Annotated in this window: 11 protein-coding genes; 8 read left to right on the top strand and 3 right to left on the bottom strand. The window is 59.7% G+C overall.

The annotated features are described in order from the left end of the window. Positions 1-7: 7 nt before the first annotated feature. The 8 genes from GKZ67_RS06515 (at position 8) to GKZ67_RS06480 (ending at position 8501) form a co-directional block, all read left to right on the top strand. A complete protein-coding gene (locus tag GKZ67_RS06515) occupies positions 8-1060 on the top strand; it encodes a GntG family PLP-dependent aldolase (protein WP_317172252.1) in 1053 nt (350 codons plus the stop codon). A 62-nt stretch (positions 1061-1122) separates the two neighbouring features. After that, positions 1123-2406, top strand: a complete 1284-nt coding sequence (locus GKZ67_RS06510; protein ID WP_173241636.1) for a cation:proton antiporter — start codon at positions 1123-1125, stop codon at positions 2404-2406. Positions 2407-2437: 31 nt separating this feature from the next. Next, complete coding sequence (locus tag GKZ67_RS06505; protein WP_173241635.1) at positions 2438-3088, top strand: metallophosphoesterase; 651 nt, start codon at positions 2438-2440, stop codon at positions 3086-3088. Between the two features lie 58 nt (positions 3089-3146). Next, the gene (locus GKZ67_RS06500) at positions 3147-3815 is read left to right on the top strand and encodes a DNA-3-methyladenine glycosylase family protein (RefSeq protein ID WP_173241634.1); all 669 of its coding nucleotides are present in this window, start codon (positions 3147-3149) and stop codon (positions 3813-3815) included. A gap of 134 nt (positions 3816-3949) precedes the next feature. Then, positions 3950-5524 carry an acyl-CoA carboxylase subunit beta gene (locus tag GKZ67_RS06495; RefSeq protein ID WP_173241633.1) on the top strand — a complete coding sequence of 525 codons (1575 nt, stop codon included), beginning with the start codon at positions 3950-3952 and terminating at the stop codon, positions 5522-5524. Positions 5525-5636: 112 nt separating this feature from the next. Continuing rightward, the gene (locus GKZ67_RS06490) at positions 5637-6707 is read left to right on the top strand and encodes a M42 family metallopeptidase (RefSeq protein ID WP_173241632.1); all 1071 of its coding nucleotides are present in this window, start codon (positions 5637-5639) and stop codon (positions 6705-6707) included. A 154-nt stretch (positions 6708-6861) separates the two neighbouring features. Then, positions 6862-7599: a helical backbone metal receptor gene (locus GKZ67_RS06485; RefSeq protein WP_173241631.1), complete on the top strand. Its 738-nt coding sequence runs from the start codon at positions 6862-6864 to the stop codon at positions 7597-7599. Positions 7600-7643: 44 nt separating this feature from the next. Continuing rightward, positions 7644-8501, top strand: a complete 858-nt coding sequence (locus GKZ67_RS06480) for a dienelactone hydrolase family protein (protein WP_173241630.1) — start codon at positions 7644-7646, stop codon at positions 8499-8501. 420 nt (positions 8502-8921) lie between these two features. Here the strand turns inward: GKZ67_RS06480 and GKZ67_RS23140 are convergent, their stop codons facing one another. The 3 genes from GKZ67_RS23140 to GKZ67_RS06470 form a co-directional block, all read right to left on the bottom strand. Further along, entirely contained in the window at positions 8922-10118 is a 1197-nt protein-coding gene (locus tag GKZ67_RS23140) for a xanthine dehydrogenase family protein molybdopterin-binding subunit (protein WP_254245099.1), read from the bottom strand. Positions 10119-10141: 23 nt separating this feature from the next. Continuing rightward, positions 10142-11128 (bottom strand): xanthine dehydrogenase family protein molybdopterin-binding subunit, encoded by a 987-nt coding sequence (locus tag GKZ67_RS23135; RefSeq protein WP_254245098.1) that lies wholly within the window; start codon positions 11126-11128, stop codon positions 10142-10144. Positions 11129-11363: 235 nt separating this feature from the next. Further along, entirely contained in the window at positions 11364-12419 is a 1056-nt protein-coding gene (locus GKZ67_RS06470; protein WP_173241629.1) for a potassium channel family protein, read from the bottom strand. Between the last annotated feature and the right edge of the window lie 15 nt (positions 12420-12434).

Raw genomic sequence — 12434 nt, 5'->3', positions numbered from 1 at the left:
TAATCCCTTGGCTTTAGCTCCTTCCCCCCTGCCGATTATCGACCTGCGCTCCGATACTGTGACGCGCCCTACCCCCGCCATGCTCGCTGCTATGCAGGCCGCCGTAGTCGGCGACGACGTGTACGAGGAAGACCCCACCGTGCGCGCGCTGGAAGAACCCCTGGCCGCCCGCTTCGGTATGGAAGCCGGCCTGTTCTGCCCTTCGGGCACCATGACCAACCAGCTGGCTATCATGGCCCACTGCGCGCCCGTTTCGGAGGTAATCTGCGAAGCCACGGCCCATGTGTACTTATGGGAAGTGGGCGGTATTATGCACCACGCCCGCGCCTCGGTGGCGCTGCTGCCCGGCGACCGGGGCCGTCTCACAGCCAGCCAGATAGCCGGGGCCATTCGCCCGGCTGGCAATATACACTACCCTACCACCCGGCTGGTGTGCCTCGAAAACACTCACAACCGCGGCGGTGGTAGCTGCTACGCCTGGAGCGACCTCGAAGAAATCGCGGCGTTTACCAAGGCAAACAAGCTGGCGCTGCACCTCGACGGCGCGCGCATCTTTAACGCGCTGGTAGCTACCGGCCAGCGCAGCGAAGACTACGGGCGGCTGTTCGACTCCATCTCGGTGTGCCTGAGCAAGGGGCTGGGCGCGCCGGTAGGCTCGGTGCTGCTGGGCTCGCAGGAGTTTATCAACGGCTGCAAGCGGCTGCGCAAATTATTTGGCGGTGGCTGGCGGCAGGCGGGCTACCTGGCAGCTGCCGGGCTCTATGCCCTGGAAAACAACGTGGCCCGGCTGGCTGATGACCACCGCCGCGCCGCGCAGCTGGCGGAGGCGCTACGCCCCCTGCCCTACGTGGCTGAAATTCTGGAGCCCGAAACCAACCTCGTTATTTTTCGCCTCGATGAAACCCGGCTGACCGTAGCTGATTTCCTGGCTCGCCTCGAAAGCCAGGGCATCAAGGCCAGCGGCTTTGGCGGGAGCTGGGTGCGCTTTGTGACCCACCTCGACGTGAGCCAGGAGCTGCTGGACCGGGTTATCGCGGCTTTGCCGGGGCTGGCTGGTTAGCCGGCTTTTATCAATCGTCCGGGGCTGCTTGCGTGCTCGCAGGCAGCTCCTACGTTTTTCTAATGGATTTATATAACGCCTTTTCTCTGCTGCTGGTGCTGGCAGCGGCTTTTGCCTACCTCAATCACCGCTTTCTTAAACTCCCTCCCGCCATCGGGTTGATGGTCTTAGGTTTGGTAGCCTCACTCGCGCTGGTGGGGCTGGCCCGACTGGGTGTTACGCCAGTGCTGGACCTGGCTCATGTGGTAGGCAAAATAGACTTCAGCGCCCTCGTGATGCAGGTGATGCTGGGGTTCCTGCTTTTCGCCGGCGCCATCCACGTCGATACCCGGCGGCTGGGGCGGCTGCGCTGGTCGGTGGGCACGCTGGCGCTTCTGGGTACCCCCCTGAGCACGGGGCTGGTGGGTGGGGCCATGTACTGGCTGCTGTCCTGGCTCGGGCTGCCTACGTCGCTGGTGTACTGCCTGCTGTTTGGGGCGCTCATCTCGCCCACCGACCCCGTGGCCGTGCTCAGCATTCTGACCAAAGCCAACATCGAGAAAGACCTGGAAATTAAGATTGTGGGCGAGTCGCTGTTCAACGACGGCGTGGGCGTGGTTCTGTTTGTGGTGCTGCTGGAAATGGCGCAGCCAGGCTCGCAGACTGTTACCATCGGTCATACACTACGCATTTTTACTCAGGAAGCGCTGGGCGGCGTAGCGCTGGGCACGGCGCTGGGGCTAGGCGCTGCCTGGCTGCTGCGCAGCATCAATAATTACCAGGTGGAGGTACTGATAACGCTGGCCTTGGTAGCCGGGGGCACGGCGCTGGCTCACTGCCTGCACACCTCGGGGCCGCTGGCGATGGTGATGGCCGGGCTACTGGTGGGCCACTTCAGCCGCCTGAGCCCGGTATGCTCAGATGAGTCGCAGGATTACGTGAATAAATTCTGGGAGCTGGTCGATGAGGTGCTCAATGCCGTGCTGTTTGTGCTGGTGGGCCTGCAGGCGCTGGTGCTACCCATTACGGGCCGCATAATTGGGGCAGGCGTGGCGGCCATTGGGGTGGTGCTGGCGGCGCGCCTGCTATCCGTATGGCTGCCGCTGGTGGGGCTGGGGCGCAGCGGCTTGTTTACGCCCTCGCAGCGGAGCGTGCCCATACTGACCTGGGGCGGGCTGCGCGGCGGGCTGTCGGTGGCGCTGGCGCTGAGCCTGCCAACTTCGGCGCCTCGCGAGCTGCTGGTGGGCATCACTTACGTTATTGTGGTATTTTCCATTATCGGGCAGGGGCTGACGATTGAGCCGCTGGTACGCTGGCTGGGGGTGAGCCGGCCGGCGGGGGCGCCCACCACGACCGGGTCGGAGTAGCGCTTTCAAGTCAGTTACGTATATAGTCAGGATGAATTTCTTCGTAATCGGCGACGTCCACGGCTGCCTGCACACGCTGCGGGAACTGCTCACGCACTGGCGGCCGGCGGAAGAAACCCTGGTGCAGCTCGGCGACCTCGTGGACCGCGGCAACTACTCGCCCGAAACCGTGGCGCTCTGCCGCCAGCTCAGTCAGGATTTTTCCGATAAAACGGTATTTCTGCAAGGCAACCACGACTGGGGCCTGGCCGCGCACCTGGGGCCCGACGGCCCCTACCGGGCCTGGCTGGGCTGGGGCGGCCGCGCTACCTTGAGGCAATACCAGCGACACCGCACCTGGCTGGCTGGGCACGCCGCCTGGCTGAGCCAGCGCCCGCTGTATTGGCGCAACGACCATCTCTTTTTCTCCCACGCCGGCATTGCCGACGTGCCCGACCCACTGGACCCTACCAGCAACGACGGCGTGCTGTGGCGGCGCGGCCCGTTACGCAACACTGGTTGCTTGCAGGTTGTTGGCCACACGCCCACCGCCAGCCACCGGCCCGAGCGCGACGAAACGGCCAACGCCATTTACCTCGACACCGGCGCAGCCGACGGCCATTTTCTCACCGCTCTGCGCCTGAGCGAAACCGGCGAGGTACTCGAAACTGTTGCTATTCACACCGCGCCAGAAGATATTTAGTCGTTTGGCAAAATTCAGTAGCGGCTAGCCTATCGTTGGCTGGCTATTGCACAATCTTATGTCTGACTCCACTTCTGAACCCCACTGGCACGCCGCCGCACTGGCCCACCTGCGCCAGGCCGACCCGATTCTGGCCCAGACCATTGCCCGCGTGGCCGGCCCGGTGCGCCCCGCCGCCCACGAAGACCTGTATCTGGCGCTGCTGCGCGCCATCGTAAGCCAGCAGATTTCGACCAAAGCAGCGGCGGCCATCTGGCGGCGCTTTACGGCGCTTTTTAGGCCCGACGGCTACCCCGAGCCGCGCGAGGTGCTGCGCCTGGAGGAGGATGAGCTGCGGGAAGCCGGCTTGTCGCGCCAAAAAATCGGCTACCTCAAGGCCATTGCCGACTACCAGGAGCGCGGCCTGCTCGACTACGAGCAGCTGAGCCAGCTCGACGAGGAAGCCTTCACGGCCCACCTCACCGCCATCAAAGGCGTGGGCCGGTGGACGGCCCAGATGCTGCAAATGTTTGCCCTCGACCAGCCCGATGTATTCAGCGAAGGCGACCTGGGCCTGCAAAACGCCATGCGCAAATGGTATAACCTGGAAGAAACCGGCCGGGCGCTGCAAAAGAAAATGCTGCTGCTGGCTGAGCCCTGGCGCCCCTACCGCTCACTGGCCTGCAAGTACCTGTGGAAGTCGCTCGACCCTACGCCACCCATCAACGCCGATTTGGGCTGGGAGTAACGTAGCGTAGACTCTGCGAGTCCGCGCGTTGCTTCGTTGAACAACGTTCCCACGCGCGGACTCGCAGAGTCCACGCTACGGCCGCCTATCTTTGGCTTTACGTTAAAGTTACCCCAACCTCTCCGACCTTTCCAATGGCCGACCCCCACGTAGCCGCCCACCCCACCCTCTCCAAAACCGAGCTGCTTGCCGCCAAAAACCAGGAAGCCCTGCTCGGCGGCGGCCAGGCCCGCATAGATGCCCAGCACAAAAAAGGCAAGCTCACCGCCCGCGAACGCATTGACCTGCTGCTCGATGAAGGCTCGTTCGAGGAAATCGGCAAGTTTGTAATGCACCGTGCCAAAGACTTTGGCCTCGATAAGGAATATTACCTCGGCGACGGCGTAGTGACCGGCTACGGCACCGTGCACGGCCGCTTGGTGTACGTTTTCTCGCAGGATTTCACGGTGTTTGGCGGCTCGCTGAGCGAAACGCACGCCGAAAAAATCGTCAAAATCATGGACCTGGCGATGAAGAACGGCGCACCGGTAATTGGCCTCAACGACTCGGGCGGTGCCCGCATCCAGGAGGGCGTGGTAAGCCTCGGCGGCTACGCCGACATCTTCTACAAGAATACGCTGGCTAGCGGCGTGGTGCCGCAGCTCTCGGCCATTATGGGGCCGTGCGCGGGCGGCGCGGTGTACTCGCCGGCCATTACGGACTTCATTCTGATGGTCGAAAACACGAGCTATATGTTCGTGACCGGCCCCAACGTGGTGAAGACCGTGACCCACGAAAATGTGACGAGCGAAGAGCTCGGCGGGGCCAGCACGCACTCGGCCAAGAGCGGCGTTACGCACTTCACGGCGCCTAATGAGGTAGCCATTATTCAGCAGCTCAAGCAATTGCTGAGCTACATGCCCCAGAACTGCGAGGAAACCGCGCCCGCCGTGGCTTATTCGCCGCAAGGCGATGAGAGCCGCCCGGCGCTTGATACACTCATTCCCGATAACGCCAACCAGCCCTACGACATCCGCGAGGTAATTGAGGGCCTGATTGATGCCGGCTCGTTCATGGAGGTGCACCAGAACTTCGCCGAGAACATCGTGGTGGGCTTCGCGCGGCTGGCCGGCCGCAGCATCGGCATCGTGGGCAACCAGCCGGCCGTGCTGGCCGGCGTGCTTGATATCAACGCCAGCACCAAAGCGGCGCGCTTCGTGCGCTTCTGCGACTCGTTTAATATCCCGCTGCTCGTGCTCGAAGATGTGCCCGGCTTTCTGCCCGGCACCGACCAGGAGTGGCGCGGCATCATCACCAACGGCGCCAAGCTGCTCTACGCCTTCTGCGAGGCTACCGTGCCGCGCATCACCGTCATTACCCGCAAGGCTTACGGCGGGGCGTACGATGTAATGAACAGCAAGCACATCGGGGCCGACCTCAACTTCGCCTGGCCCACCGCTGAAATTGCCGTGATGGGCGCCAAGGGCGCGGCCGAAATTATCTTCAAGCGCGAAATCGCGGCAGCCGAAGACCCTGAAGCCAAGCTCCAGGAAAAGGTAGACGAGTACCAGCAGAAATTCGCCACGCCTTACCGCGCCGCGCACCGGGGCTTCGTAGACGAAGTAATTATGCCTTCGCAAACCCGGCAGAAATTAATTCGCGCCTTTAAAATGCTGGAAAATAAAGTGGATACGCTGCCGCGCAAAAAGCACGGCAACATTCCGCTGTAATTCCTTCTTTAACGCAAAGTTTCGCGAAGTTGGGCGCGAAGTTTTGTAAAGCCGGCTTTTCCAGACTTCGCGCCCAACTTTGCGAAACTTTGCGTTAAATTCATCAATAGCTATGCGTCCCGAGTCCATTGCCTTTCTTGAGAAGTATCTGAATAACTCCTCCCCCACCGGCTTCGAGAAAGAAGGCCAGAAACTGTGGCTGGAGTACATTAAGCCCTACATCGATGAGTATTTTGTCGATACGTACGGCACGGTAGTCGGCGTAATTAATCCCGACGCGAAATACAAAGTCGTCATCGAGGCGCACGCCGATGAGATATCGTATTTCGTGAATTATATCACCAAGGAAGGCTACCTGTATCTGCGTCGCAATGGGGGCTCCGATGCGCTGGTGGCACCGAGCAAGCGGGTAAATATTTACGGCGAAAAAGGGATTGTAAAAGGCGTATTTGGGTGGCCTGCCATTCACGTGCGCAAGGTGGAGCAGGACAAGGCCCCAACCATTGAAACTATCTTCCTCGACTGCGGCGCCAGCAGTGCCGATGAGGTAGAGGAAATGGGTATCCACGTCGGCTCGGTGGTCACGTTCGAAGACGAGTTTACCGTGCTCAACGATAAGTACTACGTGGGCCGCGCGCTGGATAACCGCGTGGGCGGCTTCATGATAGCCGAAGTAGCCCGGATGCTGAAAGAGAATGGTAAAAAGCTGCCCTTCGGCCTCTACATCGTGAATGCGGTGCAGGAGGAAATTGGCCTGCGCGGGGCCGAGATGGTAGCGCATCGCATTAATCCCGACGTGGCGATAATTACGGACGTGACGCACGATACGCAGTCGCCGATGTACGAGAAGAAAACCAGCGGCGATATTTTCTGCGGTAAAGGCCCGGTTATCACCTACGGCCCGGCGGTGCAGAATAATCTGCGCGATTTGATTATTACCACCGCCAAGGAAACCGATATTCCATTTCAGCGCGCCGCCGCTACCCGCGCCACCGGCACCGATACCGATGCGTTTGCCTACTCGGGCTCGGGCGTAGCGTCGGCGCTTATCTCGCTGCCGCTGAAATACATGCACACCACCGTCGAAACAGTGCACCGCGATGATGTGGACAACGTGACACGCCTTATTTACGAAACGCTGCTGCGGATTGAGGACGGCCACGATTTTCGGTATTTCAGCTAATTCTCACTAGCGTTTATAGTTCCTAACAGCACGTCATGCTGGTTTAAATACTCCGGTGACGGTTTTTATTTACTCGCATGGCTTACAATTCGCATCAGCGATTGCGCACTGTAGTTGACCAAATGGGCAGGGAGGTACAGTATCCTTATCCCCGTTGCGCATTGTCTCGCTGGTGCCTTCCCAAACCGAGTTATTATTTGACTTGGGATTACAGAAGCAGGCGGCAGGCGTAACCAAGTTTTGTATTTACCCGCCATCTGCCCGCCACTCGGCCAGCGTAATCGGCGGCACCAAGAATTTTGATTTCGCTAAAATCAAGGCGGCTCAGCCAGATTTAATTATTGGCAATAAGGAAGAGAATTACCAAGAAGGCATTAATCAGCTAGCCCTTTCGTATCCGGTCTGGATGAGTAACGTGACAGATTTACCAGAGGCGCTTGATATGATTCGCCGCATCGGAGACATCACGGATAAATCCCGGCTTGCCGACCCACTTGCCTCCGCTATCGAACATTCGTTTGACAAGCTTAGGCCGGCTACCACATTGCTGCCAGCGGCCTATTTTATTTGGCGCAAACCTTATATGGTAGCGGCCAGCGACACATTTATCGACGCTATGCTGCGCCGGGCAGGCTTCTCCAATGCTTTTACGCACTTAGGCCGCTACCCCGAAGTGACGCCCGAGCAGCTAGCTAAAGCGGCGCCGACGCACATTTTTTTATCATCCGAGCCTTACCCGTTCAGCGAAAAGCACGTGGCTGAGTTTCAAACTATTTGTCCGGCCGCAAAAATTCAAGTTGTGGATGGGGAGCTTTTTAGCTGGTACGGCAGCCGACTGTTAGGGTCAGCAGCTTATTTTCAAACGCTGCAACCCGTGCGCAGCCCGGAATAAGCAGGCGCGCAATACCTTGCGGCGGCAACTCATTCCTACCCACTATGGACCAGCGCATCATCAATCTCTTCGACGAGTACACCCACCGCCCACTCTCGCGCAAGGAGTTTCTGGACCGCCTGCTGGTGCTGGCGGGCAGCGCGGCCCTGGCTACCACGGCCCTTTCGGTGCTGGAGCCTGGCTATGCCCGGGCGGCGACCATCTCGCCCCTGGCCGAAGATTTAGTGGAAGAAACTGTGACCTGGCCCGGCGACGGCGCTACCGTGAGCGGCTACCTGGTGCAGCCTAAGGGCAGGAAAAAGCGCGGCGCAGTAGTGGTAATTCACGAAAACCGGGGCCTCACGCCGCACATCAAAGATGTAACCCGGCGGGTGGCGCAGGCGGGCTACCTAGCGCTGGGCGTCGATGCGCTGTCGGTGGCGGGCGGTACGCCCACCGATGAGGACAAGGGCCGCGAATTAATCGGGCAGCTCGACCCGCAGAAAAACCTCCATAACTACCTCGCCGCCCTCACCTACCTGCGCGCCCGGTCCGAATGCAACGGCCGCACCGGCTGCGTAGGCTTCTGCTGGGGCGGCGGGCTGGCCAACCAGCTCGCGGTGCAAAACCCCAGGCTCAACGCCGCCGTAGCCTACTATGGCCAGCAGCCCAAGGCCGAAGACGTGCCCCAGATAAAAGCTAACGTGATGCTACACTACGCCGGCCTCGACGAGCGCATCGACGCCGGCATCCCGGCCTACGAAGCGGCCCTGAAAGCCGCGCACACTCCCTACGAGCTATTTGTGTACCAAGGCGTTAACCACGCGTTTAATAACGATACCTCACCGGCTCGCTACAATGCCGAGGCGGCTAAACTGGCCTGGGAGCGTACGTTACGGCTGTTTAAGGAAAAGCTGGGGTAAGGATAAAATTTGCATTCAGTGTCATTCAAGTTAATAGGGATATTTTAATAAAATATCCCTATACTTTACTATTATCCTCAAGGACTCAGTATTTTTTGATGACGGAATTTCTCTCCTTGATTTTGCACTTTGTGTTAATAGCTGGCTAATCAAAGTAAAAACTGGTTTATTATCTGATTTTGATTATTCATCAGACAAGTACACAGAAAACCCGGTTTTGCACCTTACAAAAATTGACAAGCATCATTATGAAATAAAGTCTGCATGGGCTGCAAATTATCCTGAAACGATTCTCGGTCCAGGCGAAATAACTCACTGCTTTGAATCATTTTTACGAGAACTTGACAGCCATATTCAACAGGCGTATGGGATTGCCATTGCCGATATGCGTTTTTTTGAGGCCCGTTAAAACCTCTTCTATTACAGCAACTTATCCGGCGTAATCGGCAGTTCTCTTATCCGCGTACCAGTAGCGTGGTACACCGCATTCGCAATAGCCGCGCTCACACCCACAATACCGATTTCGCCCAACCCTTTGGCACCCATCGGGTCGAGGTAGGTATCAGGCTGGTCGATGAAAAGCACGTCGATAGTGAGAGGCACATCGGCATTGACGGGCACATGATAGTTAGCCAGGTCGTGGTTGGTGATGCGGCCGAAGCGGTGGTCGAGCACAGCGTCTTCCATCAGCGCCAGCCCAATTGCCCAGGTGAGGGCACCGTATACCTGGCTGCGGGCAGTTTGGTGGTTCATAATGCGGCCCGCGTCGATGGCCGACACGATGCGGCTCATGCGCACCTCGCGGGTGTGGGCATTTACGCGCACCTCCACGAAAGTGGCGCAGAATGACTTGCCCGACTTCTCCCCTTTTTCCGGCACCTCGGGCGACTCGTGCGTGACTTCGAGCGCCGGCTGGCCGGCCTGGCGCAGCACGTCGCCATACACGCGGCTGGTGCCGGGGTGGCCGGCCAGGTACACTGTGCCGCCCTCCGCCACCAGGTCAGTAAGTTTAGCCTTGGCAAAGGGCGAGTCCGGCACACTAAACGCCAGATTAAGGAGCTGCTGCTTCAGCGCCACGCAGGTGTCGTGCACGGCCGCGCCAACCGAGGCCACGGTGTGCGAGCCGAACTGGCCCGGCGCCTCGGGGTAAGCTGCGTCGCCCAGCTCAAAGCGAATATTTTCGGGGGCCACGCCGCTGGCATCGGCGGCAATCTGGGTCATGACGGTGGCCGTGCCGGGGCCGACATCGGCCGTGGCACTCTGCACCAGCAGGGTACCATCGGGCAGCAGGCGGGCGCGGGCACTGGCCTTAGCCCGCGAGGCGTGGTAGATGCCCATCGCCAGGCCCTGACCCACCAGCCAGTCGCCGTCGCGGGTAGCGGCGGGCGCGGGGTTGCGCTTATTCCAGCCAAATTTTTCGGCGCCCTGGGCGTAGCACTCGCGCAGGTAGTTGCTGCTCCATGGCTTGTCGCCCTCAGGGTCTACCTCGGCAAAGTTTTTCAGGCGCAACGCCAGCGGGTCCATCTTCAGGGCGCAGGCCAGCTCATCCATCGCCGATTCGAGGGCGAACGAGCCGGTAGTCTCGCCAGGGCCGCGCGCCCAGGCGGGCGTGCTCATATCCAGCGGCACAAGGTGATACGTCAGCTCGGCATTGGGCAGCGGTAGCCCGACTTGGTGGGATGCAGAATGCGCTCGGTAAACTGCTCGTAGCGCGAAGTGGCCCCAAACGCCTCGTGCGACATGCCCACCAGCGTGCCATCGGCCTGCGCGCCCAGCGCTACCCGCTGCACCGAGCGCGGCCGGTAGCCCACCATGTTGAATTCCTGCTCGCGCTGGTTCACCACCTTCACCGGGCGGCCCACCACCTTCGCGCCGATGATTGCGGCCATCTCGGGCGGCCAGATGCGCGACGCGCCCCCAAATGCCCCGCCTACGAACGGCGAATGTACCTGCACGCTTTCCTTGGGCAGAGCCCAGAGCTTCATCAGGTCCTTTTGGGCCAGCGAGGGCGCCTGGGTTTTGTTCCAGACCGCCAGCTTATTACCCTGCCACTCGGCAATGGCGGCGTGCATCTCCATCGGGTTGTGCACCTGCAGCGGCGTCTGGTACTCGTGCGCTACTTGCACCGGGGCCGTTTTGTAGGCCTGGGGCTGGCCGCGGGTATAGTCCTTTTCCTTTTTGGGCTTGTAGCTGCTGGCTAAGCCCTTGGTGATATCAGTTTGCGGGGCGGTGTGCTCGTACTGCACGCGTACCAGCGCGGCAGCGTGCTGCGCCTGCTCCAGCGTACCCGCGATGGCCAGGGCTACCGGCTGGTTGCTGTAGTGAATTTCAGCGTCGAAAAACACCCGGAACTGCTGGCCCTCCACCCGCTCATCGGGCTGCGGATTTTCGTAGCCGGGCACTTTGGGCGAGTTCAGGTGCGACACGATGGCCAGTACGCCGGGGGCTTTGACCGCTTCGGCAGTATCGAGGTGCGTGATGCGGCCGGCGGCGATAGTGCTGGTAACCAGCACCCCGTGCACGCAGCCCGGCACTAAGTGCTCGGCGGCGTAACGAGCCTGGCCGGTAACTTTCTGACGGCCGTCGACGCGGCGGTGGGGTTGCCCAATCTGAGGAGTAGCAGACATAGTTTTACGCAAAGGCGGGCTACATCTACGCTATTTCAGACGGGGTGTTCGCCTGAGCTTACCTGGTGGTTGAGTTAAATTAACTTATAATATAAAAAATTTATATAAATAATTTATTAATAAAACTTTTATTCAAGTTAAAGGAGATGAACGTCATGCTTCGGCAAGCTCAGCATGACGTTCGTTTTTAATTTTCTAAAGTGCTTAATTGTAAGCAGGTAATCAAAAAACACAATTACAGCTGCCGGAAGCGGACTTCGAATGCCTCAATCTGCGTTTCGCTGCCCAGCACCAGGATAACATCGCCCGGCTCCAGGTTGTAATTCGCGTCCGGGCTCACGAGCAGGGCCCCGTTGTGCTGGCGCAGGCCGATAACCGTGGCACCGGTCAGCGAGCGGATATCCAGCTCGCGGATGCTGCGCCCGCGCAAATCCTGGCGCATCTGCTCATAGCTCAATTCTTCGAGGCGCAGCTTGTCGGCGCTCAGGCCCGAAATCATATCCAGAAACCGGATTACTTCGGGGCGCACCACCAGGTCGGCCATCTGCGAGCCGCCAATCTCGTCGGGCATCACCACCGAGTTGGCGCCAGCCGCAATCAGCTTGCGCTCCGACACTTTATGCGAAGCGCGGGCAATGATGTTGAGGCGCGGATTGAGTGCCCGCGCCGACAGCGCCACCGACATATTATCCGAGTCGTTGGGCAGCGCCGCGATGATGGCCGAGGCCCGCGCCACGCCGGCCTGCTCCAGCACGGGGTCCATGGTGGCATCGCCCAGCACCGAGAATATTTTGCCGCCGGCCACGCCGTCGCCGTCCACATCGACGCCGTTGCGGCCTTCGGTCAGCTCTTTTAGCAGCTGCTCGTTCAGCTCAATAACTACTACCCGCACGCTGTTGAGCAGCAGGCGCTGGTAAGCCTTGCGCCCGTTGCTGCCAAAGCCGCAGATAATAACGTGGCCGCTGAAGCGCTTGATTTCCTGGTCAGTACGGTACATATTGAATAATCGGCGCAGCTCCCCATCAAAGATAAACGTCGTGATTACCGAAACGAAGTAGGCAACGACTAGTAGGTTGTAGAGGATGTAGCAGCCCGTAAAGATGCGGCCAGCTTCCGAGAGCGGGCGCAGTTGCTCGTAGCCACCCGGCGAAACGGTAATCACGCTCATGTAGAACGCGTCGGCCATGTTAAAGTGCTCGATGCCCATGAAGCCAGCCAGGCCGATAAACAGGCTGGCCAGCGTCAGGGCAGCGGCGTATTTCAGACGAGTTAACTGGATGCGTTGTAGCATAAGCGGGAATAGCGG

It is taken from the genome of Hymenobacter sp. BRD67, from assembly GCF_013256425.1.
Classification (GTDB): domain Bacteria; phylum Bacteroidota; class Bacteroidia; order Cytophagales; family Hymenobacteraceae; genus Hymenobacter.
This window is presented reverse-complemented; position numbering and strand designations above follow the sequence as displayed.

Bases quoted from the DNA above. Each gene is read 5' to 3' on its own strand.
- GKZ67_RS06510 (WP_173241636.1), top strand. From the start codon at position 1,123: ATGGATTTATATAACGCCTTTTCTCTGCTGCTGGTGCTGGCAGCGGCT.
- GKZ67_RS06505 (WP_173241635.1), top strand. From the start codon at position 2,438: ATGAATTTCTTCGTAATCGGCGACGTCCACGGCTGCCTGCACACGCTG.
- GKZ67_RS06500 (WP_173241634.1), top strand. From the start codon at position 3,147: ATGTCTGACTCCACTTCTGAACCCCACTGGCACGCCGCCGCACTGGCC.
- GKZ67_RS06495 (WP_173241633.1), top strand. From the start codon at position 3,950: ATGGCCGACCCCCACGTAGCCGCCCACCCCACCCTCTCCAAAACCGAG.
- GKZ67_RS06490 (WP_173241632.1), top strand. From the start codon at position 5,637: ATGCGTCCCGAGTCCATTGCCTTTCTTGAGAAGTATCTGAATAACTCC.
- GKZ67_RS06480 (WP_173241630.1), top strand. From the start codon at position 7,644: ATGGACCAGCGCATCATCAATCTCTTCGACGAGTACACCCACCGCCCA.
- GKZ67_RS23140 (WP_254245099.1), bottom strand. From the start codon at position 10,118: ATGAGCACGCCCGCCTGGGCGCGCGGCCCTGGCGAGACTACCGGCTCG.
- GKZ67_RS23135 (WP_254245098.1), bottom strand. From the start codon at position 11,128: ATGTCTGCTACTCCTCAGATTGGGCAACCCCACCGCCGCGTCGACGGC.
- GKZ67_RS06470 (WP_173241629.1), bottom strand. From the start codon at position 12,419: ATGCTACAACGCATCCAGTTAACTCGTCTGAAATACGCCGCTGCCCTG.